Genomic DNA, 20,959 nt, shown 5'->3' with positions numbered 1-20,959 from the left:
GCATCGCGTCATTTATTTAGTGAGGACAAAGCCTTTGAGTTTGGAAAATGCAGTTTCCAACAATGCTTTTTGTTGTGCATAGTGCTTGTCGTAGTAACCGACAGCTGGTGATGCACTTGCTGGACGACCTGCGTAAGCCAATTTCTGGCCTTCTTCCAGGCTTTCAAAAATATTGTGCTGGATCTGGAACCATGGACCCTGATTTTGCGGCTCATCTTGCGCCCAAACCAATTCAACCATGTTAGGGAATTTTTTCAGCTCCGCAACAAAGCTCTTATGTGGGAATGGGTACAACTGTTCCACACGGATAATCGCTGTATCGGACTGAGCACGTTCTTTACGTGCATTCACTAAATCGTAGTAGACCTTACCGGAGCAAGCAATAACACGTTTCACTTTCTTCGCGTCGATTTTCTCATCAACTTCACCGATCACTGTGTGGAAGCTGCCTTTAGACAATTCCGACAATGGTGAGCCAGCATCTTTATTACGCAGCAAAGATTTTGGTGTCATGATGACCAAAGGCTTACGGAACTGACGAATCATCTGACGACGCAACAGATGGAAAATCTGCGACGCAGTTGTCGGCTGAACCACTTGCATATTGTTGTCTGCACACAATTGCAGGAAGCGTTCTGGACGAGCGGATGAGTGCTCTGGACCTTGACCTTCATAGCCGTGCGGCAACATCATTACCAGACCAGAAGCGCGACCCCACTTCACTTCGCCGGAGCTGATGAATTGGTCGATAACAACTTGCGCACCGTTAGCGAAATCGCCGAACTGAGCTTCCCAGATTGTCAGTGTGTTTGGCTCTGCTGTTGAGTAACCGTACTCAAAACCCAATACCGCTTCTTCAGACAGAACAGAGTCAATCACTGTGAACGGTGCTTGGTTGTCGGAGATGTTTTGCAGAGGAATGTAAGTACCAGAATCCCAACGTTCGCGGTTTTGATCATGCAATACTGCGTGACGGTGAACGAAAGTACCACGACCAGCATCCTGACCGGTCAGACGAATTGCATAGCCGGAAGAAACCAGAGACGCGTAGGCCAAATGTTCGCCCATACCCCAGTCCAAATTCATTTCGCCACGACCCATGGTTGCGCGGTCACCCAGAACTTTTTCGACCAGGCTATGTGGCTTGAAGCCTGTAGGCACTGTGGTAATACGTTCAGCCAGGCGCTTCAATTCTGTCGCTGGCACAGCGGTATCTGCTGCATCAGTCCATTTACGGTTGAGGAAAGGAATCCAATCCACAGCGTATTTGTTTTTGAAGTTAGAGATAACCGGATCGTGTGTATGCTTACCTGCATCCATCGCATCACGGAACTCTTTCACCATTGCATCGCCACCATCGGCTGGGATCGTACCTTGTGCAGACAACTTGTCTGCATACATCTTACGAGTACCAGGATGTTGCGCAATTTTTTTGTACATCAACGGTTGCGTCAATGCTGGCGTATCTTGCTCGTTGTGACCCAATTTACGGTAGCAAATGATATCAACGACGACGTCTTTCTTGAACTCCATACGGTAGTCAAGCGCGATCTGCGTCGCCAAAACAACCGCTTCTGGATCATCTGCATTGACGTGCAGCACTGGCGCTTCGATCATCTTCACAACGTCGGAGCAATACAAAGTGGAACGTGAATCGCGTGGATCAGAAGTAGTGAAACCAATCTGGTTATTAATCACGATATGCACTGTACCACCAGTACCGTAGCCACGTGTTTGCGCCAGGTTCAGTGTTTCCATGACCACGCCCTGCCCTGCAAACGCAGCATCACCGTGTACCAGGATAGGCAATACCTGGGAGCCATCCTTGTCGCCACGACGATCCATACGGGCTTTAACGGAGCCTTCAACCACTGGATTCACAATTTCCAGATGAGATGGATTAAATGCGAGTGATAAATGAACTGGGCCGCCAGGAGTCGATACGTCAGAAGAGAAACCTTGGTGGTATTTAACGTCACCTGCTGGCAAATCATCGCCGTGTTTGCCTTCAAACTCAGCAAACAAATCTTGCGGCATTTTGCCCAGGGTATTGACCAACACGTTCAAGCGGCCACGATGTGCCATACCGATTACGATTTCTTGCACGCCGCGTTCGCCAGCACGTTGGATAGTCTCATCCATCGAAGCGATAAAGCTTTCGCCACCTTCGAGTGAGAAACGCTTCTGACCCACATAACGCGTATGCAGATAACGTTCCAAGCCTTCCGCCGCTGTCAAGCGGTCAAGGATGTGCTTTTTCTTTTCTGGTGTGAAGTTTGGTGTAGAACGGATAGATTCGAGCTTTTGTTGCAACCAACGCTTCTCAGTCGGATCGCTGATGTACATGAACTCTGCACCGATAGAACGGCAATAGGTATCACGCAAAGAATTGACTAAATCGCGAAGAGAGGCTGTTTCTGCACCAAAATAAGTGTTGCTGATATTGAATTGAATATCCATATCAGCGTCAGTAAAGCCATAAAAACTTGGCTCCAACTCTGGCAAGCTAGGGCGCTCCTGGCGTTGCAATGGATCCAAATTGGCCCAATGGCTGCCGAGGAAGCGATATGCGGCGATTAACTGCTGAGCAGCGACTCGCTTACGACCCATTTCCGCATCAGCAGTGGCGCTGACTGTACGGATTGGACCTTGTTTTGCGCGTTCAGCAAACGAAGCGATCACTGGTGCATGAGCGACGTCTGGCTTAGAAGAACCATCGACTGCTGGCACATGCTGCATCGCGTCGAAATAGGCGCGCCAGTTTTCAGGTACGGAACCAGGATTATTGAGGTAGGCTTCGTAAAGTTCTTCTACGTACGGCGCATTGCCGCCGAACAAGTACGAGTTAGCGTTATATTGTTGCATCATCTTGCTCACCTTTCTTCGCGTTTCGCGAGATTAGCGGGTTAATCTAACCTTCCGCGACACGGCCTGACCGGTTAGCGGATTGCACATCAAGTTGTGGGGAAGGGCTTGTTTCAAACTATTCTCGCATCAGAATCAAAACACACATCAGAAACAATATACTTTTTGAATCTAAAACGAAAAAACATCTAAAATTTACTATCGAGCCGAAGCATAGCATATTTACTGAAGAAAAAAAAAGCGAGTCGCAATGACTCGCCTTTTTTCAATGCTGCAGTGCGCACATAAATTCCAGCATATACAACGGCTGCAGCATTATTTTTAACGCTTGTCGATAGCAACAACGTCACGTTTCGCTGCGCCAACGAACAATTGACGTGGACGGCCAATTTTTTGCTCAGGATCAGAAATCATTTCTTTCCATTGAGCAATCCAACCCACTGTACGCGCCAGCGCGAAAATGCCAGTGAACAAGGAAGTTGGAATACCCAGAGCACGTTGTACGATACCAGAGTAGAAATCAACGTTCGGATACAGCTTGCGGCTAACGAAGTATTCGTCTTCCAGAGCGATTTTTTCCAGAGCCATTGCCAACTTGAACAATGGATCATCTTGCAAACCGAGTTCTTGCAGAACTTCGTAGCAAGTTTCACGCATCAATTTAGCGCGTGGATCGTAGTTTTTGTAAACGCGGTGACCAAAGCCCATCAGCTTCACACCAGAGTTTTTGTCTTTTACTTGAGCGATAAACTCAGGAATGTTATCAACACTACCAATTTCTTCCAACATGCTCAATGCAGCTTCGTTTGCACCACCGTGCGCAGGACCCCACAAACATGCAATACCAGCAGCGATACACGCGAACGGATTGGCACCTGAAGAACCAGCCAGACGAACAGTTGATGTAGACGCATTTTGCTCGTGATCGGCGTGCAAAATCAAAATACGATCCAAAGCACGTACCAATACTTCATTCACTTTGTACTCTTCGCATGGCGTAGAGAACATCATGTGCATGAAGTTTGCACTGTAGGACAAGTCGTTACGTGGGTACACGAAAGGCTGACCAATGGAATATTTGTATGCCATCGCAACCAGCGTAGGCATTTTAGCGATCAGGCGAATTGCTGACACTTCGCGGTGATGCGGATCGTTAATGTCCAGAGAATCGTGGTAGAACGAAGACAACGCACCTACAGTACCAACCAGCACAGACATCGGATGTGCATCACGACGGAATCCACGGAAGAAGAATTGCATCTGCTCATGAACCATTGTGTGTTTAGTCACGGTGGAAACAAATTCAGCTTTTTCAGTTGCATTTGGCAATTCGCCATTCAACAACAAGTAACATGTTTCGAGAAAGTCGCCGCCATTCACAGCCAATTGCTCGATAGGATAACCACGATACAGCAACTCGCCTTTATCGCCATCAATGTAAGTAATTGAAGAATTACATGCCGCGGTCGACATAAAACCCGGATCGTAAGTGAACATGCCAGTCGCACCGTACAATTTACGAATATCAATCACGTCAGGACCGATAGATCCCTTGTAAATTGGCATCTCTAAGGATTGGGAACCATCAGAGAATGAGAGGGTTGCTTTTATTTCAGAATTAGTCATGGCTCTTCCTTCAGATAAGAGGTGAGTCGTTAATCAAAAAAACACAAAAAAAACGTTTATTGTCAGGCTACGCGCAGACGGGTAAGCAAAGCGTGCACATGAGGTAAATCCACCTCCCCCTCAGGCTCTTTCTTCGCCATAATCAAATCCATCAGGATATTGTCAGACAACTCCATCAGGCGACTAAAAGCATCCACTTCTTCGTCAGTCAGGATCTCTTCATTGGCATCCAGAAACCGCGTTAATATCAGATCATTTTCCAACAAGCCGCGACGCGCGCGCCAGCGCAAACGAGCACGCTTGACCGGATCACTTTGATGAGATTCTTCTACCAGCTTAGACATATCACTTTCTCTTTTAATGCTTTCTATTTCATGCAGCTCTTCAACACTGACGAAGAACTGCATGAAATAGAAACGGTGCTTACCAGTACCGTTTCTATTTTAATTACACTGCGCGGCGAACCATGAGTTCTTTGATTTTGCCGATTGCACGGGTTGGATTCAAACCCTTCGGACATACATCAACGCAATTCATGATGGTATGGCAGCGGAACAAGCGATATGGATCTTCCAGGTTATCCAAACGTGCGCCAGTTGCCTGATCGCGAGAATCGGCAATAAAACGATACGCTTGCAACAAACCCGCAGGGCCAACGAACTTGTCTGGATTCCACCAGAATGATGGGCATGACGTAGAGCAGCAAGCGCACAAAATACACTCATACAAACCATCCAGCTCTTCACGTTCCGCAGGGGATTGCAGGCGCTCTTTTTCCGGAGGAATGGAATCATTCATCAGGTATGGCTTGATCGAGTCATATTGCTTAAAGAACTGCGTCATATCGACGATCAGATCACGAATGACTGGCAAACCAGGCAAAGGACGCAATACGATAGGTTCTGTCAACTCATTTAAATTCGTTGTACATGCAAGACCATTTTTACCATTGATGTTCATCGCATCTGAGCCGCAAACACCTTCACGGCAGGAACGGCGCAACGCAAGAGAGTCATCAACGTCTGCTTTGATACGCTGCAACGCGTCCAGCAACATTTTGTCCGTATCCTTAAGCTCAACCGTCAGGTCTTGCATGTAAGGCTTGGCATCCTTGTCCGGATCATATCGATAAATTTTAAATTTCAGTGTACGTGCCATGATATCTTCCTTGTGCACCACCCGGGGCGCACGATAAATTGACTGCCCAGCCTTGCCAGGCAGTACATCTTCTCAATTTAGAATGTACGAGCTTTAGGCTTGAACGTTTCAACTGTCAGCGGTTTAGTGACAACAGGTTTGTAGTCAAGTCGATTACCTTCGGAATACCACAGAGTGTGCTTCATCCAGTTTTCATCATCACGTTTTTCATAGTCGCGATGAGCATGCGCACCACGTGATTCTTTACGTGCCGCTGCAGAAGTGATGGTCGCCTTCGCTGTTTCGATCAAGTTATCCAATTCCAATGCCTCGACGCGGGCAGTGTTAAACACTTTGGACTTATCTTTGAAAGAAACATGCTTACGACGCTCATCGAGCTCCATAATTTCTTTGACGCCCTCTTGCAGCAATTCATCAGTACGGAACACGCCGCAGTGATGTTGCATCGTTTTACGAATCGCATTAGCCACATCTTGAACACGTTCAGAGCCTGTGCTTGTTTCGAGTTTAGACAAGCGAGACAAGGCCAGATCAGCTGCATCGGCAGGCAGATCTTTATTACTACGTGCTTTGAGATTACTTGCAACGATATGATTACCAGCAGCGCGACCAAACACCAGCAAGTCCAGCAACGAATTAGTACCCAGACGATTAGCACCGTGGACTGATACGCAAGCACACTCACCGATCGCATACAAGCCATTCACGATTTCGCTACTACCATTTTTCGGAGCAACTACCTGACCATAGATATTGGTCGGAATACCACCCATCTGGTAGTGAATTGTCGGAACGACTGGAATTGGCTCTTTAGTCGCGTCAACGTTCGCGAATTTATGGGCAATTTCCAGAATCGACGGCAAACGTTTTTGAATTGTGTCAGCACCGATGTGACGCAAATCGAGCATCACGTGATCTTTATTTGGACCGCAACCGCGACCTTCTTTAATTTCCTGATCCATAGAGCGGGAAACGAAATCACGTGGCGCCAAATCTTTCAATGTAGGCGCATAGCGCTCCATGAAACGTTCACCCTGGCTATTGACCAGAATACCACCCTCACCGCGCACACCTTCGGTAATCAACACGCCCGCCCCAGCGACACCGGTTGGGTGGAATTGCCAGAATTCCATATCTTCCAATGGCAAACCAGCACGTGCAGCCATACCCATACCGTCACCAGTATTGATAAATGCATTTGTGGAAGCTGCCCAGATACGACCAGCACCACCGGTCGCGAAAATCGTCTGCTTCGCTTCCAGCATCATCACTTCGCCGGTTTCCATTTCGAGCGCAACAACACCCAAAACATCACCTTCGGCATCACGAATCAGGTCGATCGCCATCCATTCAACGAAGAAGTGCGTGCGAGCACGAACGTTACGCTGATAAAGGGTGTGCAACAACGCATGACCAGTACGGTCAGCAGCAGCACAAGCGCGCTGAACTGGTTTTTCACCAAAGTTAGCAGTGTGGCCACCGAACGGGCGCTGGTAAATAGTGCCGTCAGCATTACGATCAAACGGCATACCAAAATGCTCTAATTCATAGACCACTTTTGGTGCTTCGCGACACATAAATTCAATTGCATCCTGATCACCGAGGTAATCAGAGCCCTTGACTGTGTCGAACATATGCCAGTACCAGTTATCCTCGGACATATTACCGAGAGAAGCACCAATACCACCTTGAGCGGCAACAGTGTGTGAACGGGTAGGGAAAACTTTAGACAGTACAGCGACGTTCAAGCCAGCTTCAGCCAATTGCAGCGAAGCACGCATACCAGAACCACCTGCACCAACGATTACCGCATCAAAACGACGGGTAGGAATTGTGGATTTAATTGCGGCCACTTTTACACTCTCCACAAAATCTGTGCGGCATAGCCAGCACTAGCAACCAGCCACAAAATGGTGGCAACCTGAAATACCAAACGCAAAACTACGCTGTGCGTTACATAATCCATCCAGACATCGCGCATACCAACCCATGCGTGATACAACAAACAAACCACCACTGAGAAAGTGGCCAATTTAAACCACTGGTGAGAGAAAATACCCGCCCAACCCTCGTAGTTAAAATTATGTCCAGTTAAAAACATAACCAGTAACAAGACAGTGTAGAGCGCCATCACAATTGCGGTGACGCGCTGCGCCAACCAATCACGCAAACCATATTGCGCACCGACGACCAGGCGCTTAGGTCCAATATTGTTATTTGCCATTTAAAATACTCCGAACAATTTCAAACCTACCAGCGCTGCCAGAGCAACGCTGACAGTCAAAACACTTGCCGCAGATTTACGTGCAGTATGTTTATCAAGACCATAGTGAAGATCCATAATTAAGTGACGAACGCCAGCGCAAAAGTGATGCAAAAATGCCCAAACCAATGCAAGGATAACCAATTTAACAAATACCCCTGACGTGAATGCTTGCAATTCGGCAAACGAAACTTCTGATGTCAGGCTCTTGTCCAACAAAAACAAAATGAAGGGCAACAACAAAAACATCAACATCCCACTTATACGGTGCAAGATAGAAACGACGCCAGCCAACGGCAATCGGTATCCAGTTGCATCAATCAGGCGCATCACACCGTAGCGTGGCCTGTTTTTCACTACTTCAGACATAAATAATCTCCCCATTAACTAGTCTGTACACAAAATCATGCAATTTTCGCTCATTTTGGTGCATTGCACCAACATTATTGAGCCTGTATTTTCAAAATACCGTCATCTTAATACCAAAAATGAATATGTGCTGAGCATCAAGATACAAAAGCCAGATTGCGTCAGGCGAAAAGACCCAAAACGCCAAATTAATAGACATCACCATGTGCACACGCACATAGAGCGTCAAAAATCAACTCAATTCATTACGATAATGATGATGCGACGTGAGATATAAACCGCGACGCAATTCCACTGGCTTATCACCGTAGGTAAAAGAAACTCGTTCAACATTTAACAAGGGCGTACCGGACGCAATACTCAACAATTCCGACACCACTTCATCCGCACAGACAGCTCTGATCTGCTCGGAGGCACGTATCATATGCGTACCAAATTCTGTTTCAAACAAACCATACATTGGCCCTTTGTATTCATTCAGACGCTCAGCCGTCAGTCCCTTAAAGATCACGCCAGGCAACCACAAATCATCCAGAATAGTCGGAACACCTGAAAACGATTGCAACCTGCGGATAAAAACCACGGAATCACCGGATTTAATTTCTAGTAGCCGCGCCACCTCAGCAGGCGCACGCAAGCGCCGCACTTCAATAATTTTATTTTCCGGATAATGAGGAACACCCTCATCCGGCGCCAATCGCAAAAAACGAAATTGAGAACGCGCTTCATGATGGGTCGCAACAAATGTCCCCTTCCCTTGGCGACGCACCACCAAATTCTCAGCCGACAGCTCATCAATCGCCTTACGCACCGTACCTTGACTCACCTTAAAACGTGCTGCCAATTCCATTTCACTAGGAATTAGCTCGCCTGGCTTCCACTCACCCGACTGTAAACTTTGCGTAATCAAGGATTTTATCTGTTGATACAGGGGACTAAATGTGGGCGATGAATTAACGACGGCACCAGCAACACCGGCGCCAGAACTCGCAGAGTTCGCGGATGAGATATTTGCATTTGGCGTGTTTGAAGTCATAGTTCGCAATTTCACCACAAAAACACCTGCGCCGTCTACAACAAACTGCTAAGTAATATGTCTTATATAAGACATAAGATAGTCATTGACACTTCACATTACAGCACCTAAACTTCCGGGAAATTATTCTTGCGCATGCAAATGAAGTGACGCACATTGCCACACTTACACAAGCAATATAGCGTGAACGCATGCAATGTAAAGTTGAAATCGCGACTTAATGCGATTTAAGCTAAAAATGCCCGCAAATTTGGCTGACGAGCGCTGAGTTAGGCGGTATCATTGAATATTCGTAAGCTGATGTACAGACTATACCTCGTAAATCAGCATGTTTGAACATCGTTTTTTACCTCACTTCGGAGATGCATCATGGCGAAATCCCCTATGCGCGTAGCTGTTACCGGCGCCGCTGGCCAAATCGGTTACTCACTGTTGTTCCGCATTGCTAATGGCGACATGCTTGGCAAAGATCAACCAGTGATTTTGCAATTACTTGAAATTCCAGACGAAAAAGCACAAAAAGCGCTGAAAGGCGTGATGATGGAAATCGACGATTGCGCATTCCCATTGCTGGCTGGCATGACTGCACATAGCGACCCAATGACGGCATTCAAAGACATCGATGTAGCATTGCTGGTTGGTGCACGTCCACGCGGCCCAGGCATGGAACGTAAAGATTTACTGGAAGCCAATGCACAGATTTTCACAGTACAAGGTAAAGCATTGGATGCAGTAGCATCCCGCAACGTTAAAGTTTTGGTGGTTGGCAATCCAGCGAATACCAACGCTTATATCGCGATGAAATCCGCACCATCCCTGCCAGCGAAAAACTTCACCGCGATGTTACGCCTCGATCACAACCGCGCTTTATCTCAAGTTTCTGCAAAAATCGGCAAGCCAGTTTCTGCTATCGAAAAACTGTGCGTATGGGGCAACCACTCTCCAACCATGTACGCTGACTACCGTTTTGCAACAGCTGACGGCGCAGCAGTAAAAGATTTGATTAATGATCAGGTATGGAACAAAGACGTATTCCTGCCAACAGTCGGCAAACGCGGCGCAGCAATCATTGAAGCGCGCGGTCTTTCTTCTGCAGCTTCTGCAGCAAATGCAGCGATTGATCACGTCCGTGACTGGGTTCTGGGCACTAACGGCAAATGGACAACAATGGGCGTTCCTTCCGATGGTTCTTATGGCATCCCAGAAGGCACCATGTTTGGTTTCCCGGTAACAACTGAAAACGGCGAATACACGATCGTTCAAGGCTTGGAAATCGACGAATTCTCACGTGAACGCATCAATATCACTCTCAAAGAATTACAAGAAGAGCGTGATGGCGTAAAACACCTGGTAGGCTAAGCAATATCAGGCCGGGGCGGCATTGATCAACAATACCGCCCTTCCCACCCCGCATAAAAAGAACTGATGCATCCATCCCGCGCCTTATTTCAGGATCAGTTAACACCGGTGTTTTTACCGGTTTGCGATCACTATGCAGGCTCAGAAAAGTTAATGCGCAAATCCATGGCACTCCAGCAAAAACTGGGGCCAATTTTTGACATTACTTTTGACTGTGAAGACGGCGCAGCAACTGGTGACGAAGCAAATCACGCCAAATTAGTTTGCACATTGCTTAATAGCAGTGACAATCAGCACCAACGCATTGGCGTCAGAGTGCATGATATTAACCATGAAGCTTTCGATCTGGATTTGTCCCTCATCATCCCGTTGGCCGCCAAAAAGCTTGCCTACATAGTTTTGCCCAAAGTCAGCTCAGCAACTCAGGTAGCAAATGCGATAGAGCAGATCAATAACTATGCATTTACTGCAGGCCGAAACCATTTGCCAATTCACGTATTAATTGAGACACACGAAGCACTTGCCGACGTCATGGCAATTGCCGCCCTTCCACAGGTCGAATGCTTATCGTTCGGCATCATGGATTTTGTATCATCTCATTTCGGCGCAATTTCATCGACCGCGATGCATTCGCCGGGGCAATTTGAGCATCCGCTCGTTGCCCGCGCAAAAACTGAAATTGCAGCAGCATGTCACCGCTTTGGCAAAGTGCCATCGCATAGCGTTACAACCGAAATTAAGGATTTGTCGGTGGTAGAAAATGACGCATTTCGTGCAAAACATGAATTTGCTTACACACGGATGTGGAGCATACATCCAGACCAGATTGCACCCATTGTGCAAACGATGGCGCCGCAGCACAAAGAAATATGCGAAGCTACTGACATTTTGCTATCAGCGCAAAATAATCAGTGGGCACCAATTCAATATGCCGGAAAATTACATGATCGCGCCAGTTACCGATATTTCTGGTCGATATTGAAACGCGCAAAATCAAGCGCAATAACATTGCCAGAAATGGCATATGCTTTACTTGAAGGAGACCCCGAATGAACCACCTTTTATCCCGCATCGCAGGCTTGATGATCGCTAGCAGCTTCGTTTTTGCACCCCTCTCCGCTCAAGCGGAAAATGCACCTGCTAAGACTAAGGTTAGCAGCAAAGCTAAAAAAGCTGTACCAACCCCAGTTGAACAAGATCCAGATGAGATTGAACCTGACGTGAAGGAGGATAAAAACTACGAGTACACGTGCGAGCTTGGTAACTCTCTGACAATGTACACTCACGGTGACAACATCGATAACATCGCAATGCGCTGGAAAAAGCGCCTTTACGTATTGCACCGTGTAGACACAACCACTGGTGCTTATCGCTTTGAAAACACCAAAGCAGGATTTGTCTGGATTGGTATTCCGGCAAAAGGTTTGTTGCTCGATTCACGTAAGGGTCAGCAACTCGCCAATGAATGCCATAGCACAGTACCAATGGTAGCAGATGCAACACCAGCAGCACCCCAGACCGATGCACCAAGCGAAGCTGGAGCAGTAATAAAATAAGTCTCACCGGGCAAAGGAACTCGCTTCACATCAGGAGTTGTTTGAATCGGTGGAGTGACACATTGCTCAATATAAAAGCAGTAAGCATATTTTTGATCATTGATTTTTGTAAATAAGGAACAGCCATGAGCCAAAATGCGTATCAAGATGCATTCAAAACCCTGAAAGACTTTAAAATTTCAGAAACAAAGAAAGGCAAATTCTTTTCTTTGCCAGCACTGGAAAAAAATCTGGGCGTAAAAATTTCTCGCTTGCCAGTGTCTATTCGCGTAGTTCTGGAATCTGTTCTGCGTAACTGCGACGGCAAAAAAGTTACTGAAGAACACGTAAAGCAATTGGCTAACTGGGGCGCAACTGCAACCCGTACCGATGAAATTCCTTTCGTTGTTTCTCGCGTTGTTCTGCAAGATTTTACTGGTGTTCCACTGCTGGCTGATCTGGCTGCGATGCGTAACGTTGCTGCGAAACAAGGCAAAAACCCAAAAAACATCGAGCCATTGGTTCCTGTTGATCTGGTTGTTGACCATTCTGTACAAATCGATCATTTCCGTGAAAAGAAAGCCCTCGATCTGAACATGAAACTGGAATTTGAACGCAATAATGAGCGTTACCAGTTCATGAAATGGGGTATGCAAGCGTTCGATACATTCGGCGTTGTTCCTCCAGGCTTTGGTATCGTTCACCAGGTCAATCTGGAATACCTGGCACGCGGCGTTCACAAAGTAAAAGACGCGAAGAAAAACGAAGTTTACTATCCAGACACACTGGTAGGTACCGACTCCCACACCACCATGATCAACGGTATCGGCGTTGTAGGCTGGGGCGTGGGCGGTATTGAAGCTGAAGCTGGCATGTTAGGCCAACCAGTTTACTTCCTGACCCCTGACGTCGTTGGTGTCAACCTGACTGGCGCATTGCGCGAAGGTTGTACAGCAACGGATCTGGTTCTGACGATTACTGAATTGCTGCGTAAAGCAAAAGTAGTTGGTAAGTTTGTTGAATTCTTCGGCGAAGGCACGCGCTCCCTGTCTCTGACGGATCGCGCAACGATCGCTAACATGGCGCCAGAATACGGCGCGACAATGGGCTTCTTCCCAGTTGATGAAGCAACCATCGACTATTTCAAAGGCACTGGCCGTACAAAAGCAGAAATCGATGCATTTGAAGGCTATTTCAAAGCCCAAAAAATGTTCGGTATTCCGAAAAAAGGCGACATTGACTACACCACAGAAATCTCTCTGGATCTGTCCACTGTTGCTCCATCTTTAGCTGGCCCTAAGCGCCCACAAGATCGTATCGAAATCGGTCACGTTAAATCAACTTTTGCTGATCTGTTCTCCAAACCAACATCTGAAAACGGCTTCAACAAAAAAGCTGAAGATCTGGAAGCGGTCTACGTCAACAGCGACAACGTTAAAGTTAAAAATGGCGACGTGTTGATCGCTGCTATTACTTCCTGCACCAACACTTCCAACCCTAGCGTATTGTTGGCTGCTGGTTTGCTGGCGAAGAAAGCGGTTGAAGCTGGTCTGAAAGTAGCACCACACATCAAAACATCCCTGGCTCCTGGCTCCCGCGTTGTAACCAAGTACCTGGAAGCAGCTGGCCTGTTGCCATACCTGGAAAAACTGGGCTTTGGCGTGACTGCCTACGGTTGCACCACTTGTATCGGTAATGCTGGTGACTTGACTCCAGCAATGAACGAAGCAATCGTTGCAAACGACATCGTGGCATCTGCCGTCTTGTCTGGTAACCGTAACTTTGAAGCGCGTATTCACCCGAACATTCGCTCTAACTTCCTGGCTTCTCCTCCATTGGTCGTTGCTTATGCTATCGCTGGCAACATGACTAAAGATTTGATGACAGAACCAGTTGGTCGCGTTAAAGGCAAAGACATTTTCTTGGGCGACATCTGGCCAACCAGCGCAGAAATCCAAAAACTGATGAAGTTCGCGATGAACTCCAAAACGTTCAAAGACAACTACGCTGACGTTAAAGGCGCACCAGGCAAACTGTGGGAAAACATCAAAGGCGTAGCGGAAGGCGAAGTCTACAACTGGCCAACATCTACTTACATTGCTGAACCACCATTCTTTGCTGACTTCACAATGGAGCCAAAAGCAGCGGCGACCGGCATCACTGGCGCACGTGCATTGGGCGTATTCGGTGACTCCATCACAACTGACCATATTTCTCCAGCTGGTTCGATCAAAGAATCCAGCCCTGCAGGCAAATGGCTGAAAGAAAACGGCGTTCTGAAAGCAGATTTCAACTCCTACGGCTCACGTCGTGGTAACCATGAAATCATGATGCGCGGTACATTTGCGAACGTTCGTATCAAAAACCTGATGATCCCAGCGAAGGAAGATGGTTCCCGTGTTGAAGGCGGCGAAACATTGTTCCAACCAACTGGCGAACAAATGGCAATCTACGATGCAGCGATGAAATACGTTGCTGAAGGCACACCAACCATGATCTTCGGCGGCGAAGAATATGGTACTGGTTCTTCACGTGACTGGGCTGCTAAAGGCACACAACTGTTGGGCGTAAAAGCGGTCATCGCTAAGTCCTTCGAGCGTATCCACCGTTCCAACCTGGTTGGCATGGGCGTGTTGCCACTGCAATTCATCGGTACTGACAGCGTTGACTCTTTAGGTATCACAGGTAATGAATCTTTCGACCTGAAAGGTATCGAAAACGAAATCAAACCACAACAAGAAGTCACACTGGTAATTCACCGTGCAAACGGCGAAACACAAGATGTCAAAGTCCTGTTGCGTATCGATACACCAATCGAAGTTGACTACTACAAACATGGCGGTATCCTGCCATTCGTATTGCGTCAATTGTTGTCAGCTTAATCGAGTGTTTGCTGCGCGATATTTCGTACAGCAAACAGTTGAGTAGTTGTTAGGCTAAAACATGCAAAAAAAAGGGGAAACTGAACAAACAGTTTCCCCTTTTTTCATTCTGGCGACAATGAGCTTAATACGATTACCTCATCTCAAAAACAGAAATACATTTTCAGTACCTCGTTCTTGCTCTATCATTAAATCGCACACTAAATAAATAACAAAGTGCTCACCCGAAATTTCACTCGACCCGTAATATCTGATCACATACTTTCAAATGAGAATCATCGCAATCTTTGTCAGCCTGCTTTTGACATGCACATGTGGAGTGACGAACGCTGCGGTTTTGAATGCCTGCGGAGGAGACAATAACTGGCCTCCAATGTCGTACGTGACGAATCAAACTCAGTTCGTGAAAGGAATTTCTGCAGAAATATTAAGAAATATATTTCCGAATAAAATTAATATTAAGCTTCTCCCATGGGCGCGTTGCCTCTATCAGGCGCAGTCGCAACTTGATGTCGACATTGTGATGTCGGTATTCAGGACGCCTGATCGTGAACAAACTTTCTTGTTCTCGAAACCCTATATGAGCCTGACCCCATCCTATTTATACTCAAAAAAACGCTTTTCGTCCCCGCCATTGAAAATCTTGAGCGACTTAAATAATTACAAAATATGCGCCTTGCATGGTGCCTCAACCCTCTACACCAACCTCCCTCCCCAAAAGATTGACAGCGGCGCCACAAATTACACAAGCCTGCTCAAAAAAATTGACAGGACCTACTGTGATATTGTGGTCGACATGCGAGAAGTTTTTGCTGGTTTTTCAGCGCTAGAACTATTGCAAATTGATGAGCGGCAGTATCAAATACTACGTATCCCTGAAACCAACAAATACGCTCTGCAATTTGCTGTGAGCAAAACGCACCCGCAAGCAGAAGAAATCATCGACAGCCTTAATCAAGGCTTAAACCAGCTAATAAAAAGCGGGGACCTCAACAACCTCATTGAACGTGAGGGAATTCAATAAAATTCCCTCACTTTTTGAAAATATCACTGACCTACAATTGCATCAGTGCCTGCTCGATATCCGCAATCAAATCATCCGCATCTTCGAGTCCGATATTAAATCGCACCAAAACGCCTTTGTCAGTCCAGTTACCGCGCATTTTCTCTATGCGATAAGGAACACACAAACTATGCGCCCCACCCCAGCTAAAACCAATCTTAAACAACTTCAGATGATCGACAAAACGATCTGTTTGCTGTTCCGAATAACGGGCATCAAACAGCACAGAAAATAAACCGCCAGCGCCAGTAAAATCACGTTTCCACACATCGTGCCCCGGGCAATCAGGCAAAGCTGGATGTAAGACCTTCGTAATCTCAGGGCGTTGTGACAACCATCTCGCCACCTTACGTGCGGAACTATCATGTGCATCAAAACGTAATTTCAGCGTTGGCAGATTTCGCAGAACCAGATAAGCATCGTCCATCCCCACGCCCAAACCCAAACGCATATGTGCTGTCAACAATCGCGCATTTAACTCTTTACTCCTGGTGATGACCGCGCCCATCAAAACGTCCGATCCGCCGCTTTGATATTTGGTCAAGGCTTGCATCACGATATCTACGCCATGATCAAACGCAGAAAATGCGACGCCTGCCGCCCATGTATTATCCAGAGCGACTAACACGCCTTTTTCACGGGCAGCAGCACAAATGGCAGGAATATCTGGCACCTCCATTGAGACAGAGCCAGGTGCTTCAGTCCAGATCAATTTGGTATTACTCTGAATCAGATCCGTGATGCCAGCGCCTATCAGCGGATCATAAAATCTGGCACTGACGCCAAAACTGCCACTGAGCCAATTTGCCAATTCACGATTCGGGCCATAGGCGTTATCTGGGATTAAAACATCATCACCACTTTGCAAAAAAGTCAGATCAATTAAAGTAATCGCTGCCAGACCGCTTGGCGCCAACAAGCAATGATTGCCACCTTCAATCTGAGCTAGTCGCGCTTCCAAGGTAAAGCTGGTTGGCGTACCGTGCAGCCCATATGTATATGAGGATTTTTCTAACCAGGTTCTTGCGCGCATCGCTGCAACGTTGTCAAACAGCACCGTCGATGCATGATGAATAGGCACTGTAAATGCCGCGAACCCAGCTGGAGCCTGATATTCATCATGAATAATTTGCGTATTGAAACCAGATGCTTTTTTACCATTACATTCCATGATCATGTCCCATTGTTTAACAGTGTTTACGCATATTTCAGGTAAGATACCAGAAGGCTATCATACAGAGTTGAACAGCATTGTTTAACAAACCTTGTCTTTCGTCATCAACATGACATAAGTTACAGGCAGGATGCCGCACTAGACGAACTGTCTATGCGAATAAATAATGACTAAACATCAGCGGAATAAAGCCGCTTGATGATAATTGAGATATAGCAGGTAAATTATTAGCTCAAAAATATCCAGGATATTTTTATCAAAAATAAATCTATGGATATGTTTTAACATGATTGCATTAAGCAGATTTCTAAAGATAACCTTGATCTTGCTGGTGTTCGCCAACCCATCGCTTGTGTTGGCTACGACGACCAGAGTTACCTATCCTGCTGGCGAAATAGAAAACGATACGCGCTTCAATGACGTCATCGAGATTCTGCGCACAGCTCTGGAAAAAACACGCGCAAAATACGGTGACTTTGAGTGTGGCCCAAGCAGCAGTTTCGTCCCTAAAAAGCGCTCAGTAGAAGATTTAGAACGTGACGATCACAGCGTCAATGTCATATGGAATCCTACCTCTGAAGAATTAGAGCGAAAATTTTTGGTTATTCGTATCCCGTTACGTAAAGGCTTACTCGGATACAGGATTCCTCTAATTCGAAAAGAAGATCAAAGCAAATTTGACCAGATCAAGACTGAAGAAGACTTAAAAAAATTTACGGTCGGTCAAGGCATCGATTGGAATGATATCCCTGTCTATAAGGCACATGGGATTGAGGTTATTCAGGCTCCTTACGCGCAACTAAGCAAAATGCTCGCTGGTCGTCGCTTTGATATGTTCCCCAGAGGCGTTGGCGAGCTTTTGGGTGAATATGAGCGTTACCACGAAATCTATCCGGAAATCGCGATAGAAAAAAATTTAGCTTTTTATTACCAATTTCCGGTTTATTTCTTTTTCAATCTCAAAGATCAACAACTTAAAGAGCGCATTGAGACAGGTTTGCAAATCATGCGAAAAGATGGCAGCTTTGACAGCATTTTCAATAAATACAATATGAATGCGATTGAAAAGCTGAACTTAAAAGGTAGGCGATTGATAAGACTAAGCAATCCGGTTCTACCCAAAAATACGCCATTAAACGACGCCAGTCTTTGGTATAGCCCGCCAAAACAATGAGTAGTTATTTGATGAGCTAATACAGCTAAATCAATTCAGCTTCATTTCATCCATGCAGAAAATGGCTTGATGTCGGTACCAGCTTCAACATACCAAGCCTTTCTCGCCATATCAAATCGAGCCCCAAGTCCTTTAGCAATATCTTTTTCATGAAAAGGCACTTTCAGATACTGTCGCCCGGCAACTGTTGAAGTTTCTCGCGATGCATTTCTGGCCAACGCTTTATTTGCCTCAGCTTTAAAGGAGTCCAGATTCATCGCTGCAATGAAAGGACTGCGCAAAGACTCCTGTTCAGGCATAAGCAAGCTAAGGCGCGACTTAGTACGAGTTGCAGCGACATAGAAGAGATTTCTTTCATCCTTCGCATCCGACAGTAGGTGAGGAAAAACTTTGCTTTCCATGCTAGGAATAATCACGTGTTCAAATTCACGCCCCTTCACATTCGCAACCGTATCAAGCATGACAAAGTCTTTCTCTCGTTTGCGAGTCGCAAAGGTCTCAGCTTCATTCAATAACTGCGCGAAATCCTTGAGATTCAAACCTGATTGTTTAGCCACATCAATAAAGCCAGCAATGGATTTTTCAACGACACTCGCATCATAGGCGCGGATAAATAAGCGCCGCGCAATCCCCTGCAGATTCAAGCGAATCACAATATCATTTAATACGTCTGCAGCATTCGTATCGGGACCTGATTGCTTTATATCTGCAATTATACTTGCCAAAAGCTTAATATGCAGAGCATTCGCATCCTGTATAAATTTTTTGAAAAAATCAAAAATTAATTCGGGATTTTTTGCGACCGTATATTTACCGCTTTCCAATTCAGACGCAGGAATTCTCAAATCACCAAAGGTTGCCAATGCGTCCAACACACCGCTACGCACTTCATAACTTTTTATCGATGAAAGATCATTGAGCACAATTGCCATGATTCCGCGCAAAAAAAGTACCTCTTCCCATTGCAAATAACTCGCCATGGCTGGGGTTTTATAATCAATCTTTGCAATTCGCAGCGCATTTTCGATCTCTATTGATTGATCGCGATTCCGCAATAATATCGCGCATCCTTCCAGGGAGTTTCCATCCTTCTCCCATTTTTTTAGCGCAACAATCAGCGTTTTACTGGCTGATTCGGAAAGTTCGCCGTAATTTAAAAGCTGTATTTCTGTGCGCTTAGTGACAAAAGACTCGATAGATTTTCCCGCAAATTCACGCATTGCATACGCCAGGTGCGGGTCGTGGCGATAGGTGATCGTAAGCGGAAGATGTTTTAGAGCTGGAAATGCGGCTTTAAAACGAGTTTCCAGAAATTCACGGCTCGCTCCGAGCGTTGCATGAATCACCTGATGCTCATCCCCCGCGCCGACAAAATAACACCTTCTCTCTGTTGCTATCAGCTTACTTAATATGCAAAAAGCAGCTTCATTTAAATCATGCAATTCATCGCAAATTACCAAACGATAATCAGGTAAATGCTGCTCTATTCCTGGATACGCGAGAAGGTATTGAGCCAAATCGTAGGTGGCATCAAATTCTGCACGGAAAAGCGGACTATCTTTTTTCCCGCGGCGGATGCGCTCATATTCGATGGCGGTCAGATACTCGGTCGGGGTGACGCCCCAAAGGCTGAACACATTTTCAATTTCATCCAGATCAAAATATGGATCCAGAACCATCATCGCTTTTAATCTAAGTTGCGCCTCCAGAAACTGGGCGATTGCGATGTTGTGAGTTTCTATCTGTAAAAAATCGAATTTTTGTCCATATTGTTGTGCTACGTGATCCAAGGCCTGCAACGCAAACAACTTGAGATTCCTTGTCTGAGCGATCTGTTTTACCTCCTCGCCTTCTATGCTAAGCAAGACCTTTTGAGAAAATTCTTCAAATGTTAATATTTGAATCTCATTAACTATCTTATAGTTTACTCCGAGCTCAATAAGTCGTGAACGCATCACTTCACGCGCAGCATCAGTAAAGGTCAAGGCCAGAATTTTTTCAGGTGACACATTATTCGCTAAAGCTTCACCGATCCGTAGTGCCAACGTGGTTGTTTTTGCTGCCCCGGCATTTGCCTGCACTAAAATGACATGATGTTTTGCTATCTGTATGTCGATCTGTTCTTGGTTTCTGACTATTTTTTTTGGAAAAAACTTAGAAACTACGTTATCGCTCATAGCTGACCGTTAATTGCGTTGGGAAAATGCGACAAGTCTACCTTAGACCATCAAATCAAGGCGCTATTTGAGCAAAGTAATTTGATAATTAATTTAAAAGAATCTTCATTGGTTCGCCTATAATGTGCGCCAAAAACGAATAAAACAAATACGTTTATTTCAATTTCAATTGAATCAGTCAGAAATCATCTTATTTGTTGTTTTGGATTGTCCGTGAATGATATAGGTGGCAATTTTCTCCGTTAGTTCAGATTTTTACCCACTTACATCTTACGATT

The 20,959-nt window shown here is 45.9% G+C and carries 16 protein-coding genes; 6 read left to right on the top strand and 10 right to left on the bottom strand.

Going from position 1 to position 20,959, the window contains the following annotated elements; all coding sequences use genetic code 11:
- Positions 1-12: 12 nt before the first annotated feature.
- The 8 genes from H8K32_RS01645 to H8K32_RS01610 all read right to left on the bottom strand — a co-directional run bounded on the left by H8K32_RS01645 (position 13) and on the right by H8K32_RS01610 (position 9,317).
- The gene (locus tag H8K32_RS01645; RefSeq protein ID WP_186910713.1) at positions 13-2,868 is read right to left on the bottom strand and encodes a 2-oxoglutarate dehydrogenase E1 component; all 2,856 of its coding nucleotides are present in this window, start codon (positions 2,866-2,868) and stop codon (positions 13-15) included.
- 318 nt (positions 2,869-3,186) lie between these two features.
- A complete protein-coding gene (gene gltA / locus H8K32_RS01640) occupies positions 3,187-4,491 on the bottom strand; it encodes a citrate synthase (protein WP_186910712.1) in 1,305 nt (434 codons plus the stop codon).
- 62 nt (positions 4,492-4,553) lie between these two features.
- Positions 4,554-4,835: an FAD assembly factor SdhE gene (locus H8K32_RS01635; RefSeq protein WP_186910711.1), complete on the bottom strand. Its 282-nt coding sequence runs from the start codon at positions 4,833-4,835 to the stop codon at positions 4,554-4,556.
- Between the two features lie 103 nt (positions 4,836-4,938).
- The gene (locus H8K32_RS01630; protein WP_186910710.1) at positions 4,939-5,649 is read right to left on the bottom strand and encodes a succinate dehydrogenase iron-sulfur subunit; all 711 of its coding nucleotides are present in this window, start codon (positions 5,647-5,649) and stop codon (positions 4,939-4,941) included.
- Positions 5,650-5,726: 77 nt separating this feature from the next.
- Positions 5,727-7,502, bottom strand: coding sequence for a succinate dehydrogenase flavoprotein subunit (gene sdhA / locus H8K32_RS01625; RefSeq protein WP_186910709.1), 1,776 nt, complete (start codon positions 7,500-7,502; stop codon positions 5,727-5,729).
- Positions 7,503-7,504: 2 nt separating this feature from the next.
- On the bottom strand, positions 7,505-7,873 hold the full coding sequence (gene sdhD, locus H8K32_RS01620) for a succinate dehydrogenase, hydrophobic membrane anchor protein (RefSeq protein WP_186910708.1): 369 nt from the start codon (positions 7,871-7,873) through the stop codon (positions 7,505-7,507).
- Entirely contained in the window at positions 7,874-8,281 is a 408-nt protein-coding gene (gene sdhC, locus H8K32_RS01615; protein WP_186910707.1) for a succinate dehydrogenase, cytochrome b556 subunit, read from the bottom strand.
- A 232-nt stretch (positions 8,282-8,513) separates the two neighbouring features.
- Positions 8,514-9,317 (bottom strand): GntR family transcriptional regulator, encoded by an 804-nt coding sequence (locus H8K32_RS01610; protein ID WP_186910706.1) that lies wholly within the window; start codon positions 9,315-9,317, stop codon positions 8,514-8,516.
- Positions 9,318-9,686: 369 nt separating this feature from the next.
- Between H8K32_RS01610 and H8K32_RS01605 the strand changes: the two genes are divergently transcribed.
- The 5 genes from H8K32_RS01605 (at position 9,687) to H8K32_RS01585 (ending at position 16,117) form a co-directional block, all read left to right on the top strand.
- Positions 9,687-10,676 (top strand): malate dehydrogenase, encoded by a 990-nt coding sequence (locus tag H8K32_RS01605; protein ID WP_186910705.1) that lies wholly within the window; start codon positions 9,687-9,689, stop codon positions 10,674-10,676.
- A gap of 66 nt (positions 10,677-10,742) precedes the next feature.
- Positions 10,743-11,729: an HpcH/HpaI aldolase/citrate lyase family protein gene (locus tag H8K32_RS01600; protein WP_186910704.1), complete on the top strand. Its 987-nt coding sequence runs from the start codon at positions 10,743-10,745 to the stop codon at positions 11,727-11,729.
- Positions 11,726-12,232, top strand: coding sequence for a hypothetical protein (locus H8K32_RS01595; protein WP_186910703.1), 507 nt, complete (start codon positions 11,726-11,728; stop codon positions 12,230-12,232). Before H8K32_RS01600 ends, H8K32_RS01595 begins: the two co-directional genes overlap by 4 nt.
- A 125-nt stretch (positions 12,233-12,357) precedes the next feature.
- Positions 12,358-15,093, top strand: coding sequence for an aconitate hydratase AcnA (gene acnA, locus H8K32_RS01590; protein ID WP_186910702.1), 2,736 nt, complete (start codon positions 12,358-12,360; stop codon positions 15,091-15,093).
- A 268-nt stretch (positions 15,094-15,361) separates the two neighbouring features.
- Positions 15,362-16,117, top strand: coding sequence for a substrate-binding periplasmic protein (locus H8K32_RS01585; RefSeq protein ID WP_186910701.1), 756 nt, complete (start codon positions 15,362-15,364; stop codon positions 16,115-16,117).
- Between the two features lie 31 nt (positions 16,118-16,148).
- Here H8K32_RS01585 and H8K32_RS01580 read toward each other — a convergent pair whose 3' ends face one another.
- Positions 16,149-17,327 (bottom strand): cystathionine beta-lyase, encoded by a 1,179-nt coding sequence (locus H8K32_RS01580; protein ID WP_186910700.1) that lies wholly within the window; start codon positions 17,325-17,327, stop codon positions 16,149-16,151.
- Between the two features lie 289 nt (positions 17,328-17,616).
- Between H8K32_RS01580 and H8K32_RS01575 the strand changes: the two genes are divergently transcribed.
- Positions 17,617-18,504, top strand: coding sequence for a type 2 periplasmic-binding domain-containing protein (locus tag H8K32_RS01575; protein WP_186910699.1), 888 nt, complete (start codon positions 17,617-17,619; stop codon positions 18,502-18,504).
- A 41-nt stretch (positions 18,505-18,545) separates the two neighbouring features.
- On the opposite strand, the gene H8K32_RS01570 is transcribed toward H8K32_RS01575, so the two are convergent.
- Positions 18,546-20,681 carry a DUF5710 domain-containing protein gene (locus H8K32_RS01570; RefSeq protein WP_186910698.1) on the bottom strand — a complete coding sequence of 712 codons (2,136 nt, stop codon included), beginning with the start codon at positions 20,679-20,681 and terminating at the stop codon, positions 18,546-18,548.
- Positions 20,682-20,959 lie beyond the last annotated feature (278 nt).

This window comes from Cognatundibacterium jejuense (genome assembly GCF_014284255.1).
Taxonomy (GTDB): domain Bacteria; phylum Pseudomonadota; class Gammaproteobacteria; order Burkholderiales; family Burkholderiaceae_D; genus Undibacterium; species Undibacterium jejuense.
Note: the sequence above shows the minus strand (reverse complement) of the source record. Positions and strands in the feature narration are given on the sequence as shown.

Excerpts from the sequence above, each read along its gene's own strand:
- H8K32_RS01645 (WP_186910713.1), bottom strand. The coding sequence starts at position 2,868 with ATGATGCAACAATATAACGCTAACTCGTACTTGTTCGGCGGCAATGCG.
- H8K32_RS01580 (WP_186910700.1), bottom strand. The coding sequence starts at position 17,327 with ATGGAATGTAATGGTAAAAAAGCATCTGGTTTCAATACGCAAATTATT.
- H8K32_RS01585 (WP_186910701.1), top strand. The coding sequence starts at position 15,362 with ATGAGAATCATCGCAATCTTTGTCAGCCTGCTTTTGACATGCACATGT.
- sdhD (WP_186910708.1), bottom strand. The coding sequence starts at position 7,873 with ATGGCAAATAACAATATTGGACCTAAGCGCCTGGTCGTCGGTGCGCAA.
- H8K32_RS01635 (WP_186910711.1), bottom strand. The coding sequence starts at position 4,835 with ATGTCTAAGCTGGTAGAAGAATCTCATCAAAGTGATCCGGTCAAGCGT.
- H8K32_RS01610 (WP_186910706.1), bottom strand. The coding sequence starts at position 9,317 with ATGACTTCAAACACGCCAAATGCAAATATCTCATCCGCGAACTCTGCG.
- H8K32_RS01600 (WP_186910704.1), top strand. The coding sequence starts at position 10,743 with ATGCATCCATCCCGCGCCTTATTTCAGGATCAGTTAACACCGGTGTTT.
- H8K32_RS01575 (WP_186910699.1), top strand. The coding sequence starts at position 17,617 with ATGATTGCATTAAGCAGATTTCTAAAGATAACCTTGATCTTGCTGGTG.
- acnA (WP_186910702.1), top strand. The coding sequence starts at position 12,358 with ATGAGCCAAAATGCGTATCAAGATGCATTCAAAACCCTGAAAGACTTT.
- H8K32_RS01570 (WP_186910698.1), bottom strand. The coding sequence starts at position 20,681 with ATGAGCGATAACGTAGTTTCTAAGTTTTTTCCAAAAAAAATAGTCAGA.
- H8K32_RS01595 (WP_186910703.1), top strand. The coding sequence starts at position 11,726 with ATGAACCACCTTTTATCCCGCATCGCAGGCTTGATGATCGCTAGCAGC.
- H8K32_RS01630 (WP_186910710.1), bottom strand. The coding sequence starts at position 5,649 with ATGGCACGTACACTGAAATTTAAAATTTATCGATATGATCCGGACAAG.
- sdhC (WP_186910707.1), bottom strand. The coding sequence starts at position 8,281 with ATGTCTGAAGTAGTGAAAAACAGGCCACGCTACGGTGTGATGCGCCTG.
- H8K32_RS01605 (WP_186910705.1), top strand. The coding sequence starts at position 9,687 with ATGGCGAAATCCCCTATGCGCGTAGCTGTTACCGGCGCCGCTGGCCAA.
- gltA (WP_186910712.1), bottom strand. The coding sequence starts at position 4,491 with ATGACTAATTCTGAAATAAAAGCAACCCTCTCATTCTCTGATGGTTCC.